Source organism: Bacillus sp. FSL W8-0519 (genome assembly GCF_038005585.1).
Taxonomy (GTDB): Bacteria; Bacillota; Bacilli; order Bacillales; family Bacillaceae_G; genus Bacillus_A; species Bacillus_A paranthracis.
The window spans coordinates 3427121-3443673 of record NZ_JBBOTL010000001.1 but is presented as its reverse complement, the minus strand read 5'-3'; the positions used below and the strand labels follow the sequence as shown (position 1 = coordinate 3443673).

The 16553-nt window shown below is 35.7% G+C and carries 18 protein-coding genes; 12 read left to right on the top strand and 6 right to left on the bottom strand.

From position 1 onward, the window contains the following. The first annotated feature begins 12 nt into the window (after window positions 1–12). The 3 genes from NST14_RS18020 to NST14_RS18010 all read left to right on the top strand — a co-directional run bounded on the left by NST14_RS18020 (window position 13) and on the right by NST14_RS18010 (window position 3201). Entirely contained in the window at window positions 13–588 is a 576-nt protein-coding gene (locus NST14_RS18020) for a biotin transporter BioY (RefSeq protein ID WP_001093337.1), read from the top strand. Between the two features lie 65 nt (window positions 589–653). Beyond that, window positions 654–2117, top strand: coding sequence for an acyl-CoA synthetase (locus NST14_RS18015; RefSeq protein ID WP_000513141.1), 1464 nt, complete (start codon window positions 654–656; stop codon window positions 2115–2117). Then, window positions 2110–3201, top strand: a complete 1092-nt coding sequence (locus tag NST14_RS18010) for an acetyl-CoA C-acyltransferase (RefSeq protein WP_001078015.1) — start codon at window positions 2110–2112, stop codon at window positions 3199–3201. Before NST14_RS18015 ends, NST14_RS18010 begins: the two co-directional genes overlap by 8 nt. A gap of 7 nt (window positions 3202–3208) precedes the next feature. On the opposite strand, the gene NST14_RS18005 is transcribed toward NST14_RS18010, so the two are convergent. After that, complete coding sequence (locus NST14_RS18005) at window positions 3209–3790, bottom strand: DUF6434 domain-containing protein (RefSeq protein WP_001247754.1); 582 nt, start codon at window positions 3788–3790, stop codon at window positions 3209–3211. 104 nt (window positions 3791–3894) lie between these two features. Here NST14_RS18005 and NST14_RS18000 point away from each other — a divergent pair, with 104 nt between their 5' ends. Beyond that, complete coding sequence (locus tag NST14_RS18000) at window positions 3895–4338, top strand: NUDIX hydrolase (protein WP_000432557.1); 444 nt, start codon at window positions 3895–3897, stop codon at window positions 4336–4338. Window positions 4339–4381: 43 nt separating this feature from the next. On the opposite strand, the gene NST14_RS17995 is transcribed toward NST14_RS18000, so the two are convergent. Then, window positions 4382–5584, bottom strand: coding sequence for an alanyl-tRNA editing protein (locus tag NST14_RS17995; protein WP_154400940.1), 1203 nt, complete (start codon window positions 5582–5584; stop codon window positions 4382–4384). Window positions 5585–5721: 137 nt separating this feature from the next. On the opposite strand from NST14_RS17995, the gene NST14_RS17990 reads away from it, so the two are divergent. Continuing rightward, window positions 5722–6129 carry a hypothetical protein gene (locus NST14_RS17990; protein ID WP_000965145.1) on the top strand — a complete coding sequence of 136 codons (408 nt, stop codon included), beginning with the start codon at window positions 5722–5724 and terminating at the stop codon, window positions 6127–6129. 68 nt (window positions 6130–6197) lie between these two features. Then, entirely contained in the window at window positions 6198–7436 is a 1239-nt protein-coding gene (locus NST14_RS17985) for an MDR family MFS transporter (protein WP_000676837.1), read from the top strand. Window positions 7437–7479: 43 nt separating this feature from the next. Here the strand turns inward: NST14_RS17985 and NST14_RS17980 are convergent, their stop codons facing one another. Both NST14_RS17980 and NST14_RS17975 read right to left on the bottom strand, forming a co-directional pair. Further along, the gene (locus NST14_RS17980) at window positions 7480–7866 is read right to left on the bottom strand and encodes an Hsp20/alpha crystallin family protein (RefSeq protein ID WP_000516745.1); all 387 of its coding nucleotides are present in this window, start codon (window positions 7864–7866) and stop codon (window positions 7480–7482) included. A 124-nt stretch (window positions 7867–7990) separates the two neighbouring features. Further along, the gene (locus NST14_RS17975) at window positions 7991–8113 is read right to left on the bottom strand and encodes a small acid-soluble spore protein P (RefSeq protein WP_000517649.1); all 123 of its coding nucleotides are present in this window, start codon (window positions 8111–8113) and stop codon (window positions 7991–7993) included. Between the two features lie 121 nt (window positions 8114–8234). Here NST14_RS17975 and NST14_RS17970 point away from each other — a divergent pair, with 121 nt between their 5' ends. Then, window positions 8235–8498 carry a hypothetical protein gene (locus tag NST14_RS17970; protein ID WP_001146294.1) on the top strand — a complete coding sequence of 88 codons (264 nt, stop codon included), beginning with the start codon at window positions 8235–8237 and terminating at the stop codon, window positions 8496–8498. Window positions 8499–8543: 45 nt separating this feature from the next. Further along, on the top strand, window positions 8544–9269 hold the full coding sequence (gene pdaB / locus NST14_RS17965) for a polysaccharide deacetylase family sporulation protein PdaB (protein ID WP_046199008.1): 726 nt from the start codon (window positions 8544–8546) through the stop codon (window positions 9267–9269). A gap of 41 nt (window positions 9270–9310) precedes the next feature. Here pdaB and sspO read toward each other — a convergent pair whose 3' ends face one another. Then, window positions 9311–9460 (bottom strand): acid-soluble spore protein SspO, encoded by a 150-nt coding sequence (gene sspO, locus NST14_RS17960; protein ID WP_000518052.1) that lies wholly within the window; start codon window positions 9458–9460, stop codon window positions 9311–9313. A 291-nt stretch (window positions 9461–9751) separates the two neighbouring features. Here sspO and acnA point away from each other — a divergent pair, with 291 nt between their 5' ends. Beyond that, window positions 9752–12475, top strand: a complete 2724-nt coding sequence (gene acnA, locus NST14_RS17955; RefSeq protein WP_000238570.1) for an aconitate hydratase AcnA — start codon at window positions 9752–9754, stop codon at window positions 12473–12475. Window positions 12476–12591: 116 nt separating this feature from the next. Next, entirely contained in the window at window positions 12592–14229 is a 1638-nt protein-coding gene (locus NST14_RS17950; protein ID WP_000666354.1) for an ABC transporter ATP-binding protein, read from the top strand. A 36-nt stretch (window positions 14230–14265) separates the two neighbouring features. Here the strand turns inward: NST14_RS17950 and NST14_RS17945 are convergent, their stop codons facing one another. Continuing rightward, entirely contained in the window at window positions 14266–14523 is a 258-nt protein-coding gene (locus tag NST14_RS17945; RefSeq protein WP_001083868.1) for a hypothetical protein, read from the bottom strand. Window positions 14524–14771: 248 nt separating this feature from the next. On the opposite strand from NST14_RS17945, the gene NST14_RS17940 reads away from it, so the two are divergent. Continuing rightward, on the top strand, window positions 14772–15347 hold the full coding sequence (locus NST14_RS17940; RefSeq protein ID WP_000269075.1) for a TlpA family protein disulfide reductase: 576 nt from the start codon (window positions 14772–14774) through the stop codon (window positions 15345–15347). Window positions 15348–15464: 117 nt separating this feature from the next. After that, complete coding sequence (locus NST14_RS17935; protein ID WP_000526905.1) at window positions 15465–16412, top strand: 3'-5' exonuclease; 948 nt, start codon at window positions 15465–15467, stop codon at window positions 16410–16412. Window positions 16413–16553 lie beyond the last annotated feature (141 nt).

Here is a 16553-nt window from a genome sequence, read left to right as displayed (position 1 = left end):
GGAGAAGCAAATATGAATACAAAAAACTTAGTTTTCGTCGCTTTATTTAGTTCTATTATGGGAGTGTTAGGGTTAATACCTCCGATTGCTCTTTCTATTACACCAGTTCCAATTACATTGCAATCACTCGGTGTTATGCTTGCCGGTGGGTTGTTAGGATCACGTCTAGGTGCATTAAGTCAGCTTATTTTCTTACTTATTGTAGGAGTAGGAGCACCATTACTTGCTGGTGGACGCGGTGGCCTTAGTGTATTTGTTGGGCCAAGTGCAGGATATTTACTTGGTTATATCGTTGGAGCGTTTGTCATTGGCTATTTAATTGAGCGTTTACGTGAAGTTTCTATTATAAAAGTATTATGTATTAATATAATTGGTGGTATTTTCGTAGTTTATGTATTTGGTATCCTTGTGCAAGCTTTCGTAATGGATATTTCTGTATGGGAAACGATGAAAGTGAGTGTTGTGTTTTTACCAGGTGATTGCATAAAAGCGATTATAGCAGCAGTTCTTGTAACAAAATTACACCGTTCATTGAAATATATTATTACGCCTACTCTAAAGAGAAGCAAATATACAAATGCGGGATAAGAAAGAGAAGAAACACGTTCGTTGCGTGTTTCTTTTTATTATTTTGGAAAGAAAGGACGTCTCATATGGGTATTACAAAAGAATATAAAAAGCATGCCTCTTTACAACCAAATAAAATAGCAATTAAGGAAAATGATAGAGTTTTAACATATGAAGATTGGTACGAGTCAGTATGTAAAGTAGCGAATTGGTTGCACGCAACAGAATCGAAGAGTAAAAGAGTAGCAATTGTATTAGAAAATCGCATGGAGTTTTTACAACTATTTGCAGGTGCCGCTATGGCCGGATGGGTTTGTGTGCCATTAGATATAAAATGGAAAAAGGATGAGCTAAAGGAAAGACTAGCAATCAGTAATTCAGATATGATTATTGCGGAACGATATAAATTAAATGATATTTCCGATGAAGAAGGAAGAATAATTGAAATTGATAAATGGAAACAAATAATAGAGAACTATCTTCCTACAGAGCACATTGTAGAAAGTTTACAAGATGCTCCTTTTTATATGGGATTTACATCAGGATCAACAGGAAAGGCAAAGGCATTTTTACGTGCGCAACAATCGTGGGTTCATAGTTTTAATTGTAATATACATGACTTTCATATGAAAAAAGAAGACTCTATTTTAATAGCTGGAGCGCTCGTTCACTCTCTTTTCTTATACGGTGCAATAAGTGCATTATATATAGGTCAAACCGTACATATTATGAGGAAGTTTATTCCAAATCAAGTGTTAGATAAGTTAGAAACTGAAAATATTTCGGTCATGTACACCGTACCAACAATGCTGGAATCTTTATATAAAGAAAATAGAGTAATAGAAAATGAAATGAAAATAATTTCGTCAGGAGCGAAGTGGGAAGCTGAAGCGAAAGAAAAAATAAAGAGTATATTTCCTTATGCGAAAAGATATGAATTTTACGGTGCATCGGAACTGAGTTTTGTAACAGCATTAGTTGATGAAGAGAGCGAAAGAAGGCCAAATTCAGTAGGGAAACCTTGTCACAATGTGCAAGTTCGAGTATGTAATGAGGCAGGAAAAGAAGTACAGAAAGGTGAGATAGGAACTGTTTATGTGAAAAGTGATCAGTTTTTTATGGGATACATAATAGATGGGGTTTTAGCACGGGAGTTGAATGCAGATGGCTGGATGACAGTGCGAGATGTAGGTTATGAAGATGAAGAAGGATTTATTTATATTGTCGGTAGAGAGAAGAATATGATTTTATTTGGAGGAATTAATATTTTCCCAGAAGAAATAGAAAGCGTATTACATGAACATCCAGCTGTTGATGAAATAGTTGTAATTGGTGTGGAAGATAGTTACTGGGGTGAAAAACCTGTCGCCATCGTAAAAGGAAGTGCTACGAAGCAACAATTAAAAAGTTTTTGCTTACAACGATTATCCTCTTTTAAAATACCGAAAGAATGGTATTTTGTAGATGAAATACCTTATACAAATAGCGGGAAAATCGCTCGTATGGAAGCAAAAGATATGATTGAAAACCAGGAGAAAATATATGAATAGAGCAGTTATTGTAGAAGCAAAAAGGACACCTATTGGTAAGAAGAATGGGATGTTAAAAGGGTATGAAGTTCAGCAATTAGCAGCACCTCTTCTTACATTTTTAAGTAAAGGAATTGAGAGAGAAATAGACGAGGTCATATTAGGGAATGTTGTTGGGCCAGGAGGGAATGTTGCAAGATTATCTGCTTTAGAAGCAGGACTTGGATATCGTATTCCTGGTGTAACGATTGACCGGCAATGTGGTGCCGGATTGGAAGCGATCCGCACCGCATGTCATTTTATTCAAGGCGGGGCCGGTAATTGTTATATTGCAGGAGGAGTAGAGAGTACAAGTACATCACCATTTCAAAATAGAGCGCGATTTTCACCAGAAACAATTGGTGATCCTAATATGGGAGTAGCGGCTGAATATGTTGCAGAACGTTATAACATCACGAGAGAAATGCAAGACGAGTATGCTTGCCTCAGCTACAAACGAACACTGCAAGCGTTAGAAAAAGGATATATACATGATGAAATATTGTCTTTTAATGGATTGTTAGATGAGTCTATAAAGCCAGAAATGAATTATGAACGAATGATTAAAAGAACTAAACCCGCATTTCTACAAAATGGTACAGTAACGGCAGGGAATTCATGTGGTGTAAACGACGGGGCGTGTGCAGTTCTTGTAATGGAAGAGCGGCAAGCTCGAAAATTAGGATACAAGCCTATTCTTCGTTTTGTTTGTAGTGCTGTAGTTGGAGTGGATCCCAACCTTCCGGGGACTGGTCCAATATTTGCGGTGAACAAATTACTAAACGAAAGGAATATGAAAGTAGAGGACATTGATTATTTTGAAATAAATGAAGCATTTGCTTCAAAAGTTGTAGCTTGTGCAAAGGAATTACAAATTCCGTATGAAAAATTAAATGTAAATGGTGGTGCAATTGCGCTCGGTCATCCGTACGGTGCATCTGGGGCTATGCTTGTAACGCGCTTGTTTTATCAGGCGAAACGAGAACGTATGAAATACGGAATCGCGACGTTAGGAATAGGGGGCGGAATAGGGCTTGCACTATTATTTGAGAAAGTAGAAGACTAGCAAGGAACTAGTTCTCTACTTTTTGAGGAACATAAGCATTGCTACCAGGCTTTGCTTTTATTTCGTTCCAAGCAGCGATAGCATCAGCTTTTGATTTTCCTTTGTTATTTGGATCTTCGAAAAAGTCACGAGTAAAGCGATTGTATTCAAACTGCGCGCTGATAGTTGTTTTATATGTAGGGTCTTTTTTTCGTTCGTTTTCTTCATACCAAAACGTTATCGCATCTTCATATGTTTTTCCAATATTCTCTTTAAAAAACTTTTGAAGAGCTACTGTAAAGCGGAATTTTGTTCCGATTTTTTCTTTAAAAAAAGCACGAACATCTTCGCTACAGCGGTGATTGTTAGTAATAATCGTTTGAAGAGAAAGGTCTTTATAAGAGAGGGAAGTTTTACTCGCTTTTGGACCAGAGCTGTTTTTTAATATTTTACCAGTATGTAAATAATGGGAGATACGATTGGCTATTTCAATCTTAGAGCCACTAGCTGGCAACCCATGCTCACGACAAAATGTTTGCAGTTCTTCTTTTAACCAATAATAGTTTTGGAAATCTTCAAGTGATATAGACTTTGTTAAAGGTGGACGCATGAATGTAACAACTTCTTTCTTCCATATTTTTCTTTAATTATAAAACGTACGTTCTTTTTATGGAAGGATTAATTTGTAAATATAATGGGAAGAGGAGATTACATATGGAAAATGTAATGCAAGTTCGTGTTACTGGAATTTTAATTGAAGATGAAAAAGTATTGCTAGTAAAGCAAAAAATTGCTAATCGGAATTGGTCTTTACCTGGAGGAAGAGTGGAGAATGGTGAAATGTTAGAGGAAGCAATGATTCGAGAAATGAGAGAAGAGACAGGGTTAGAAGTTAACATTCAGAAGCTACTCTATGTTTGTGATAAACCAGATGCACGCCCGTCTTTATTACATATAACGTTTTTGCTTGAAAGGATTGAAGGTGAAATTATGCTACCTTCTAACGAGTTTGATCATAATCCGATTCATGATGTGCAAATGGTGCCAATTAAAGATTTAAGTTATTATGGTTTTTCGGAAACTTTTATCAATCTTATAAGTGAAGGTTTTGTAAATGCAGGGAGTTATCAAGGTTTGAAACAAAATATAGGTCTGTAAATATAGTGGAAGGATAGCCGTTCGCTATCCTTCATAACATGTTTTACACTGCTGACTGTAAAGAAGAAACAAGTTGATTTAAAAACTCATCCCCAGTCATAATCGCTTTCCCACCGCCACGAGCACTTTTTTTATTTCCGCCACCTTTTCCTTCAATTGCAGGAAGTGCATCTTTTAAAAGAGCATTCATATCAAGCGTGACTGTTTTTCCACAAGCAAGAATACATTGTAATTTGTCCTCGTTTTCAATAACGAAATATGTAATGGCATGCTCTTGTTGTTCTGTAATAATAGTGGATAGCTTTGCGATTTCTTGCATAGAACGATTTGTAAACACTTTAGAAATAAGTATGCCAGCATGTATTTTGGTAGGTTGTTGAAGTAGTTCGTTTGCCTCTGCATATAATAATTTTTCATTCATTGTTTGCATAGCTTTTTCGGTTTCTTTTTGAGAAGTTAGAAGCTGTGCTACCTTTACTGGAATATCAGCTTCGCTACTGTTTAATTGTTTAGAAACATCCTTCATAATTTGTTGCTGTTGTCCCATTAATTTAAGTGTGCGCCAACCAGCGATAAATGTTAATCGTATGCTGCCTTTATTACGTTCCCATCCTAGTACGTGAATAGGCCCTACTTCACCAGTACGTTTCGGGTGTGTTCCGCCACAGCCGTTATAATCAAAGTTTTCGATCATAACAACGCGTATATTTTCTGTCATATTCGGTTCTTTACGAAGAGGTAATGTTTTCGCTTCTTCTAAGTCCATCCACTCTATACGGATTGGATGGTTTTCAAAAACTATATTGTTTGCAATTTGTACTGCTTTTTCAACTGTTTCTGTATGCAGATTTTCTGTTTCTAAATCGATTGTTACCGTTTCTCTACCAAGATGGAATCCAATCGTAGGTATGTTAAAATGATCCCAAAAAGAAGCAGATAAAATATGCTGAGCCGCATGTTGTTGCATATGATCAAAACGGCGCTCCCAATTGATTTTACCTTCTACTTCTTCTGTATGTAATTGTTTTGTAATGAAGTGGCGGATTTCTTCGTTGACCTCTTCAACACCAAATACAGTAATGCCATTTAAAGTTCCAGTATCATGGGGCTGCCCGCCACCTGTTGGGTAAAATGCCGTTTCGTTTAAAACAACGTATAAGTTACCGTCTTTATCATAATCTTGCTTTATAACTTTAGTAGTAAAGTCTTGCTTATAAGCGTCAGTGTAATATAATTTGTGCTCCAATTTTCTTTCTCCTCTCGCATTAACTAGTTTCATTGTAAAGCAATTGAAATTCGTTTCCTAATATTTCAGAAGAAAGAAACTATTTTTAGAATTTTCTTGCTATAATAAGAAAAAGAAAATGCGGGGGTGGAATGAATATGTTGTATGAAAACGGCGTAGATAAACTGCTTAGTTTAAGCAAAAATATTTCTGAATTGTATCGAGAATTAAACGAAATGACCCGGATTTTAACGGATTGTAACCGTGAAAGTGTGAAGTTTGATCGGTTATATGTAAAAGAGGTAATGTGGAAGAAAGAAGATGTAATCGAGAAATATGACCAGTTACTTGTGCAACTTTGTATAAATGAATGCTTTGATTTAAAAAGTGTTATTACAGGGGAATATAAGTATACATATGAAGAAGTAGAAAACATCGTTTTACAATTTAATGAAAAGTATAATGTCGCAATTTTAATTAAAGACGTTTGTAAAGAATTACAGTTTACATATGGCATAGATATGGATATAACGAGAACAGCTCGAGTATCAACAGCTCAAGTATAAAAAGGGAAAAGAAAGCAGATCCTTTGCTTTCTTTTTTTATGTGATAACAGGGAGAGTAGGTTTTTAAGATGAAGGGGAAGTTACAAAATATTCATCCGTTAGGAATGACAATTATAATAGGGACTTTATTTGCGAGGTTCGCCACGTCAATGAGTATTCCTTTTTTAGCAATTTATTTAACGACTGTTAAAGGCGTATCAGCTGGAATGACGGGTGCTATTATTGGAACGAGTGCACTTGTTGGAGTGTTTGCTAGTTTTATCGGAGGGAATTTATCTGATCGATTCGGTCGAAATATGATTCTAATATGGTCCATGATCGTTTGGGTATTTGTATTCATAGGATTTTCACTTGCAGATCATGTTTTAAGTTTCTTTTTATTAAATGCTTTAAATGGATTATGTAGGTCCTTTTTTGAACCGACGTCAAGAGCGTTATTATCAGATTTAACGAAACCAGAGTATCGTTTACTCGTATATAATTTGCGTTACGGTGCAATCAATGTTGGAGTAGCGATTGGGCCACTTGTCGGATTACAGATTGGAAGCGCAAAATCAACAATTCCTTTTTTAGTAGCAGCTGGAGTATATATTCTATATACAGTTATACTAGCGTTCCAATTTAAGAAATATCCAGTGGAACAAAAGAAAATCAATAAAGAAAAGCCTGTTACAATGCTAAATGCGCTGCGTATATTACGAAAGGATGTCGTATTTTTAGTTGCGTTAGTTGGTATTATTTTGAGTAATTGTGGTTTTTCTCACTTAACGACGACAGTATCACAATATTTTGCAAATGCACATATATTCCAGGATGGAGTGAAATTATTTTCATATATGTTAGTATTAAATGCGATTGTTGTAGTCGTAATTCAATATCCTGTTATTCAAATGTGTAAAAAGTATACACCATTAGCATCCATTATGGTTGGAACTTTATTTGTGAGCGGGGGATTATTTGGATTTGGAATAGTAGAATCTATGCTAGGTGCTGCTATTTGCACAATTATTTTTACAATTGGAGAAGTCTTAATGTTTTCGATGACGGATGTATTTATTGATGATATAGCTGTTGCGCATCTAAAAGGAACGTACTTTGGAGCAATGGGATTTTCAGGAATTGGAGCAGTAATTGGTCCATGGTTTGGGGGAGTACTTCTCGATTATTACGGGTACCAAAATGGATTTGTAGTATTTTCAGCGCTAGCTATATTTTCAACTGTAGCGTTTCCAGTACTGTTAGTTACGAAAGGTTTATTGAAAAAAAGATATGATGGGAATTCTAATATGGAAGTACATGCGAAATAAAATAAGCCCCAGTCAACGACTGGGGCTTATTTTTGTATTTATTTTAATTCTCAATTTGAAAAAGAACTTTTTCCTCATGTTTATGAGCTACTTCATTTTTGGAAATATGAATGGCTAAATATCCATTCTCTAAGCAGGCTAGCATCTTTTTATAAATAATATTATCGGGTAAAGGAATGATCCTCTGCAAAGAAATATTTTTATGAAGTATGCAAATGTTTAGGCCTGTCTTCATCTTTTTAATGACTACATTTTGTTCTGTCACATTTGGTACATCTGTTTCCAAAATGTATTCTTGTTCCGTTTCACAAAGGTCAATATGAATTTGATTTGGGAAACTAAAGTTGCTACAAGAATCAGAACAAAACTGATCCATCCATTCTTCGAAACCATCAACATGAAAAAGACAATCCTTCTTTTTCTTGCCCATGTAAGACACCCTCCGTAAAATCTCAATTCATACTATGTTATGCATGAATGAAGTAGGGGTGAAGAATAAATGGAAAAATATAAATATTGTATGTGGAAAAGGTAGCTAGTGTGCACTTTTTGTGTTACATATCATGATGCGCATGATGTTTTTGGCGTGAATGGTTACGGTTTTTTACTTTATGAGATCCGCTTAACGGTTCAGGTTGTCCCTTTTTCTCTTTCGCTTCACGATTGTTTTTTCCCATTGTATGTGACACCTCCTCTTTCTCTTTAGAATGAGAGAAGTTTGCAAATTTATACGAGAATGTTTTTAGAAAAAAAGGTAAAGATAATTGGGACTAACTATTATGGAAAGGGGATTGTATAATGCCATATCATAAAGATAAACAACAAGCTTTTCAAGCGGCTCAGCAAGGTGTTACACAAGCAGAAAATGCATTTAACAACATTGTAAAAAATGATCCAAACTACGGTCATGATTTAAAAGAATTACGCCAAGAGGTTCAGGAAGCCTATGAACAGATTCAAAATGCACTAGAAGTAGCTTCGGAAACACAACGCCCACAACTTGAGCAATACGAAAATAATCTTCAAAATATTATGCAGCATGTAGATCAATTAGAAAAGTAAATGAGGTTGTTGTGTATTCGACAACCTCTTACTTTAACGAATATTATGCGAAAACAGAAAGTTTTTCTACTCATTTTTTCTTTATTATGCGCAGTACATATATTTCAAGTTGAAAAAGTGGAAGCGAAAATGTTGCTCAGAAAAGAGCTAGAACCAACTGGCTATGTAACATGGGAAGTACCTAATAATGAAAAGATTATTGCTATTACATTTGATGATGGACCGGATCCAACTTATACACCACAAATTTTAAATTTATTGCGCCAATATAAAGCAGAAGCGACATTTTTTATGATTGGATTTCGAGTTCAGCGTAATCCATATTTAGTGAAACAAGTGTTAAAAGAGGGGCATGAAATTGGAAATCATACGATGAACCATTTGTATGCAAGTAATTCATCGGATGAAAAATTAGAAAATGATATTTTAGATGGAAAGAAATTTTTCGAAAAATGGGTGAAAGAGCCTTTGCTATTCCGTCCTCCTGGCGGTTATATTAACGATGCTGTATTTAAAACAGCGAAAGAAGCTGGTTATCAAACGGTTCTATGGTCGTGGCATCAAGATCCACGTGATTGGGCAAATCCAGGGGTTGAATCCATTGTAAATCATGTAGTGAAACATGCTAAAAGTGGTGATATAGTATTGCTACATGATGGAGGAAATAATCGTAGTCAAACAGTAGCAGCGCTAGCAAAAATATTACCTGAACTGAAAAAGCAGGGCTATCGATTTGTAACGGTTTCGGAATTGTTACGTTATAAACATTAGAAAAAATCCCAAAAGGTGAATGCTCCTTTTGGGATTTTTCGTTACTGGTTCTTTTTGCGTTTCTTATTATTTTGTCGTTCTGCAGGAGTTAAGTTTTCATTTGCAAACTCTTCGTTATAACCAGCACCTTGTCCTTGTGCAGATGCTGCATTCATTCCTGAAATAGTATGATTTGCTTTTCTTTTACCCATTTTATTTCACCTCTATAACTTTTTTTGTAAGTTGCATGATGAGCAGTTCATAGTATGTATGAACTGTAAAGAAAGCGCTAATAGAGCACTTTACTTTATGGTAATAGTATTCATAAGGAACATGAACACTATTCAAATTTAGAAACATAAAGAAAACTTATGATAATCTATAAGTTTCTTATTATTTACTTATTTAGAAAGTTGTAATAAGATATTATCGTAAGGTATTGAAAAGTTTGTCTACATTTTATATTCAGACAACTTAGTCACGTTTAACAGGGGGGAAACATAATGGTCAAACATAATCCATTTCAATCACGTGCAACTTTTGAAGTAGATGGAAAAACGTATCATTATTATGATTTGAAAGCGCTTGAAAATGCAGGGGTTGGCAACGTATCTCAATTACCATATTCCGTGAAAGTTTTACTTGAATCAGTACTTCGTCAAGTGGACGGACGTGTAATTACAGAAGAGCATGTTACAAATTTAGCGAAATGGGGAACGAAAGATGTGCAAGATATCGATGTTCCATTTAAACCATCTCGTGTAATTTTACAAGATTTCACTGGTGTTCCAGCTGTTGTTGATTTGGCTTCGCTTCGTAAAGCAATGGCAGACATGGGTGGGGATCCTGATAAAATTAATCCGGAAATTACTGTAGACCTTGTAATTGATCACTCTGTACAGGTTGATAGAGCGGGTACGGCAGACGCGCTTGCATTCAACATGGACTTAGAGTTTAAACGTAATGAAGAACGTTATAAATTTTTAAGCTGGGCACAAAAGTCATTTGATAACTACCGTGCAGTTCCACCAGCTACAGGTATTGTACACCAAGTAAACCTTGAATATTTAGCACCAGTTGTTCATGCTGTGAAAAATGCTGAAGGTGACTTAGTTGCATACCCAGATTCGTTAGTTGGAACAGACTCACATACAACAATGATTAACGGTATCGGTGTTCTTGGATGGGGCGTTGGTGGTATTGAAGCAGAAGCGGGAATGCTTGGACAGCCTTCGTACTTCCCAGTACCTGAAGTAATCGGTGTAAAATTAACTGGTACACTTCCAAGTGGTACTACAGCAACAGACGTTGCATTAAAAGTAACACAAGTATTACGTCAAAAAGGTGTAGTTGGTAAATTTGTTGAGTTCTTCGGTAATGGCTTAAAGAGCATGCCTTTAGCTGACCGTGCAACAATTTCAAACATGGCACCAGAATACGGCGCAACTTGTGGATTCTTCCCAATCGACGAAATTTCATTAGAATACTTACGTTTAACAGGTAGAGATGAGGAGCAAATTCGCGTTGTTGAAGAATATTGTAAAGCGAACGGCTTATTCTATACAGCAGACAGCAAAGATCCAATTTACACTGATCTTGTTGAAATTGATTTAAATACAATCGAATCTAACCTTTCTGGACCGAAACGCCCACAAGATTTAATTCCACTTTCAGATATGAAAGATGCGTTCCACAAAGCTGTTGTAGCACCAGTTGGAACACAAGGACTTGGATTTAATGAGCAAGAGTTCGATAAAGAAGTGAAGGTTACATTAGAAGATAAAGAAGTAACGATGAAAACAGGTGCAATCGCAATCGCTGCAATTACAAGCTGTACAAATACATCAAACCCATACGTATTAATTGGGGCAGGTTTAGTTGCGAAGAAAGCAATTGAAAAGGGACTTAAAGTACCTGAATACGTAAAAACATCATTAGCACCAGGATCTAAAGTTGTTACGGAGTACTTAGATAAATCAGGTTTAACAACGTATTTAGATCAATTAGGTTTCCAAACAGTTGGTTACGGCTGTACGACTTGTATCGGTAACTCTGGCCCATTAGCACCGGAATTAGAAGAAGCAATCGCAGCAAACGACTTACTAGTAACATCTGTTTTATCTGGTAACCGTAACTTTGAAGGTCGTATTCATCCACTTGTAAAAGCAAACTACTTAGCATCACCACCACTTGTTGTGGCATATGCACTTGCAGGTACTGTTGATATTGACCTGAAAAATGATGAAATCGGTAAAGATGCAAATGGCAATGCTGTTTACTTCAATGATATTTGGCCATCAGCTAAAGAAATTGAAGATGTAGTTCAAAGCGTTGTTACATCTGAGCTGTTCAAGAAAGAATATGCACAAGTATTTAACAGCAATGAGCGTTGGAATGAAATCCAAACTTCAAACGAAGCTTTATATACTTGGGATAATGATTCAACGTACATTCAAAACCCACCATTCTTTGAAGGTTTATCTAAAGAACCAGGTGAAGTTGAAACGTTATCAGGCTTACGCGTAGTTGGTAAATTTGGTGACTCTGTAACGACTGACCACATTTCACCAGCAGGTTCAATCGGTAAGCATACACCAGCTGGACGCTACTTATTAGAAAACGGCGTACAACCAGTTGACTTTAACTCTTACGGTTCTCGTCGTGGTAACCATGAAGTTATGATGCGTGGTACATTCGCGAACATCCGTATTAAAAACCAAATCGCACCAGGAACAGAAGGCGGATATACAACATACTGGCCAACTGGTGAAGTAACATCAATCTATGATGCTGCTATGAAGTATAAAGAAGATGGCACAGGCCTTCTAGTTATTGCAGGTAAAGATTACGGTATGGGAAGTTCTCGTGACTGGGCTGCGAAAGGTACAAACTTATTAGGTATTAAAGCAGTAATCGCAGAAAGCTTCGAACGTATTCACCGTAGTAACCTAGTATTAATGGGTGTATTACCACTTCAATTTAAAGATGGCGAAAGCGCTGAAACGTTAGGTCTTGTTGGTAACGAGTCATTTGAAATTCAAATTGACAAAACAGTTAGACCACGCGATCTTGTAAAAGTAGTTGCAACTGATGCAGATGGCAACGAAAAACAATTTGAAGTAGTAGCTCGTTTCGATAGTGAAGTTGAAATTGACTACTACCGTCACGGTGGTATCTTACAAATGGTTCTTCGTGAGAAAATTGAAGAGTCTAAAGTGTCAAACTAAACAATTGAAATGAATGATAAGGAAGCTAACAACTGTTAGCTTCCTTATTTTATGGAAAGGGATGAAACCAAATGGTTTCATCCCTTTCTTTTTACTATAAAAATGGAGGGAATACTATGAAAGAATATAAAAGAATTTTGTTACCGTTACAGAAAGAAAAAATATTAGTAATAGCAGCTGTATGCAGTGGGATTTTTGCAGCTATTTTAAATCTATCCCGTCCACTATTCATGGGACTAATTGTAGATAACCTAATTCAACGAGAGCTGAAGGGAGCGTATTTTTACATTACTTTGTTTACAGTTACCCGCTTATTGATGTGGGTGAACAATCTTTCATTTGATTATGTAAGCTCAAAAGCGAGCCAGCGAATATTACGAGAGAAGCGTATAGATGTATTGCGCCATTTTTTCCTATTACCGTTTGAAGAGAGTGAGAAAATCAAACAAGGAGAGCTAGAAACGTTAGTCGTATCTGATATTCCGAACTGGGTCAGGCTATATGGTTCTATATTAATAGAATATATACACGCCATTGCGCAATTTATCGGTGCGATCATAGCACTACAACATATAGATATACAGTTCATATTGTGGATAACTCCGTTTTTATTTTTAAGTGCAATGGTTCCGATGCTTTTAGGGAAGAAGGTAAGAAATATTGCTAGTATTGCTCAAAAAAATCAATCAACTGTTGTAGAGATGGTGTCACAGTTTGTAAAAGGAGCGCAAGATTTACGTAGTTTGCAAAAAGAAAAATGGGCTATTGGCTTATTTAAAGGAGTAACGGCACAATCTTATAAAACAGAAGTAAAGAAGACGATGATGCAGCATTACATTGGAGTAGTTGGAACAGTGATTGAAACAGGAGCATATATCGTTGTTCTTATTATAGGTGCGCAAAAAATAATGCAGGGCGAAATGGAGGTTGGTTCACTTGTTGCAGTGTTAGCGACAATTGAGATGCTCTTTTTCCCTGTCCGTTATGTGGGGGATTTATTAATGATGACACAAGTTGCAGCTGCTTCGGCAAGTAGAGTTTTTTCCTTTTTAGATAAACGAGTGGCAAATAGTAATGTAGAAAAAGCGATGGGGATGACAATAACAAATGTTTCATTTCAGGAGAATGGTGAAGAGAAATGCAGAATTAAGAATATTGATTTGCAAATTAATCCTGGCGAACTCGTTATGATTGTGGGAGAAAGTGGTGCAGGAAAAACAACGCTTTTAAAATTAATGACAGGTTTGTATAAACCATCTAACGGTAGCATTGCTTATTATGGAAATGAGGCTCGATTGACTACAGTGTGGCAAGAACCTCGATTCTTTCAGACGACAGTAAAAGAGAATATGTATTTCGGGGAAGTGGGCTTAGAAAACGAGTTAGAAAAAAGTGCTGAACTTGTAAATGTAACGCCGATTATTAGGGGGTTACCTGAAGGTCTTCAAACTGTACTACATAAAAGCGGTGAAGAGTTTTCGGGAGGAGAAAGAAAACGGCTTGCATTATTGCGAGCAATTGGTTCAAATCCGAATTTTATTATTTTAGATGAACCGACTGCGGGATTAGATCCGGGCAATCAAGAATTTGTTTGGAATATGATAGAAGGACTAGGAAGCGATGTAACGAGAATTGTAGCAACGCATGATGTAGAGAAAGTGATACTAGCAGATCGCGTTGTCATCATGAAAGAAGGAAGTATTGTAGCATGTGGAAGTCCTGAAAAATTAATAAATAGTCATTTGTTTTTTTAAGGGATGTGAATAAAGATAAGAGCATTGTTCTTATCTTTATTCAGCGTCATTTATTTGATACTCGATAGATTCGGAATGATTCAGATCAACATTAAAAGTAGCAGTCATAAGGAAAGTTGTAATTCCAAGAATTAAGAAAAGGACGAATGAGACTAGAGAGATGTAAAGACAAATACGCCCTACTTTCTTTTTTTCAATATCTTTATTAAAGAGTGAAATGATCCATGTAATAATACCGATTGGATATAAAAGAAAACTAAGAATATATAATGTTATTTTTTCGAATGAATTCATAAACAATCCCCCTTTTGTTGAAGGTTATATAACCATGAAAATAAAAGGTGAATGGGTCTAGAAGAAGATAGGTAATACTTCATTTGTTTTTCTAATTATATGATAAAAAGGAAAAAAATGCACTTTAAATAAGAATATTCTAATTATTTCGACTGTGAATATTTCCAAGCTTGTCCGTATAAGCTAAAATAAGGTATATAGCATTTTGGTGAATATGTTAGAAGACAAACACGTTAGGGTGATATAAAATGTGGCGGAAGCTTACGATTATTGTAGTATTACTTTGTTTAGCGGGATATGCAGCTTATGAACAGTTTGGTAAAAGCGATCAGGCGGCCCAAGGAGAGCAAGAAAAAAGTAAAGCTGCTATGAAAGAGATGATTGCAAGTAACGGTATTGAAATAGGAAAGAGTGCGCCAGACTTTGAATTAACGAAGTTAGATGGAACGAATGTAAAATTATCGGATTTAAAAGGAAAGAAAGTGATTGTAAATTTTTGGGCAACGTGGTGTGGACCTTGTCAGCAAGAAATGCCAGATATGGAGGCTTTCTATAAAGAACATAAAGAAAATGTAGAAATTTTAGCAATAAATTATACGCCTTCAGAAAAAGGCGGAGGGATAGAAAAGGTGAGTAATTTTGCTAAGGAGAAAGGAATTACTTTTCCTATTTTATTGGACAAGAATATTGATGTGACAACAGCGTATAAAGTCATTACAATCCCAACTTCGTATTTTATAGATACGAAAGGTGTCATTCAAGATAAGTTTATTGGACCGATGACGCAAAAAGAGATGGAGAAACGAATTGCTAAATTAAAATAACAGTGAAAAGGTAGAGATGGAATATAATCATTTCTGCCTTTTCTTTTTCACGTAGTGAAAGCTTCATGATATGATAAAAGAAATATAAACGTTGAGAGATAAAGGAGTGTATTTGGAGTGGGGAATATATCCTTACCGTTAGATTATGTTGTAATTGACTTTGAAACAACAGGATTTAACCCTTATAATGATAAAATTATTCAAGTGGCAGCAGTGAAATATCGTAATCATGAACTAGTAGATCAATTTGTTTCCTATGTGAATCCAGAGCGTCCAATTCCAGACCGAATAACGAGTTTAACAGGTATTACAAATTATCGTGTTTCAGATGCACCGACGATTGAAGAAGTGTTACCTTTATTTTTAGCATTTTTACATACGAATGTAATTGTCGCTCATAATGCATCTTTTGATATGCGCTTTTTGAAAAGTAATGTGAATATGCTGGGGTTGCCGGAACCGAAAAATAAAGTGATTGATACTGTATTTTTAGCGAAGAAATATATGAAGCACGCTCCTAATCATAAACTTGAAACGTTAAAGCGAATGCTTGGAATTCGTTTGAGTTCTCATAATGCATTTGATGATTGTATTACTTGTGCAGCAGTTTATCAAAAATGTGCCTCTATTGAAGAAGAGGCGAAAAAGAAATCGAATACAGAAGTACTTGATGAGACAGCAGTATATGAAGCGGTAAAAGAGATACTTGTACGAAATAAACGTGATATCGAATGGATTCGTTGCATGAATGTAGGAAGCTATTTAGATATAAAAGCTTTTTATCCAGTTATGAGATTAAAGGTAAAAGGGCGAAAGAAATACGTATTAACAGACATATTAGAAGATGATGTGAAAGAAATATGTACGAGTTTAGCCTGTGAACCGGCGTTAAAAAGTGAAGTTGGTAATACGAGAATTATGCTGAATTGCTTAGAGGACGTCCTGAAATTAGAAAGTTATATTTTAGAACAGTATGATTTCGTACTGCAAGCGCTGCATGATTATAAACAAAGTGAAATGAATGCAGATGAAAAGTTAAAAGAGTATTTAAATATTATGGTATGAAAAACTCCGTGTACATTTTATTGTACACGGAGTTTTTTTAGGAGTATTAAAACATAAAATTTTCTTGCAAATCTGATTAAAGAGTTTTTCCTTTGCTCATACTATGTATAGTAAGAATGAGAAGGAGAGAGGGTGAACAGC

Bases quoted from the DNA above. Each gene is read 5' to 3' on its own strand.
- NST14_RS17985 (WP_000676837.1), top strand. From the start codon at position 6,198: ATGAAGGGGAAGTTACAAAATATTCATCCGTTAGGAATGACAATTATA.
- NST14_RS18000 (WP_000432557.1), top strand. From the start codon at position 3,895: ATGGAAAATGTAATGCAAGTTCGTGTTACTGGAATTTTAATTGAAGAT.
- NST14_RS17945 (WP_001083868.1), bottom strand. From the start codon at position 14,523: ATGAATTCATTCGAAAAAATAACATTATATATTCTTAGTTTTCTTTTA.
- NST14_RS18005 (WP_001247754.1), bottom strand. From the start codon at position 3,790: ATGCGTCCACCTTTAACAAAGTCTATATCACTTGAAGATTTCCAAAAC.
- pdaB (WP_046199008.1), top strand. From the start codon at position 8,544: ATGCGAAAACAGAAAGTTTTTCTACTCATTTTTTCTTTATTATGCGCA.
- NST14_RS17975 (WP_000517649.1), bottom strand. From the start codon at position 8,113: ATGGGAAAAAACAATCGTGAAGCGAAAGAGAAAAAGGGACAACCTGAA.
- NST14_RS18020 (WP_001093337.1), top strand. From the start codon at position 13: ATGAATACAAAAAACTTAGTTTTCGTCGCTTTATTTAGTTCTATTATG.
- acnA (WP_000238570.1), top strand. From the start codon at position 9,752: ATGGTCAAACATAATCCATTTCAATCACGTGCAACTTTTGAAGTAGAT.
- NST14_RS17990 (WP_000965145.1), top strand. From the start codon at position 5,722: ATGTTGTATGAAAACGGCGTAGATAAACTGCTTAGTTTAAGCAAAAAT.
- NST14_RS17980 (WP_000516745.1), bottom strand. From the start codon at position 7,866: ATGGGCAAGAAAAAGAAGGATTGTCTTTTTCATGTTGATGGTTTCGAA.
- NST14_RS18015 (WP_000513141.1), top strand. From the start codon at position 654: ATGGGTATTACAAAAGAATATAAAAAGCATGCCTCTTTACAACCAAAT.
- NST14_RS17970 (WP_001146294.1), top strand. From the start codon at position 8,235: ATGCCATATCATAAAGATAAACAACAAGCTTTTCAAGCGGCTCAGCAA.
- NST14_RS17940 (WP_000269075.1), top strand. From the start codon at position 14,772: ATGTGGCGGAAGCTTACGATTATTGTAGTATTACTTTGTTTAGCGGGA.
- NST14_RS17950 (WP_000666354.1), top strand. From the start codon at position 12,592: ATGAAAGAATATAAAAGAATTTTGTTACCGTTACAGAAAGAAAAAATA.
- sspO (WP_000518052.1), bottom strand. From the start codon at position 9,460: ATGGGTAAAAGAAAAGCAAATCATACTATTTCAGGAATGAATGCAGCA.
- NST14_RS18010 (WP_001078015.1), top strand. From the start codon at position 2,110: ATGAATAGAGCAGTTATTGTAGAAGCAAAAAGGACACCTATTGGTAAG.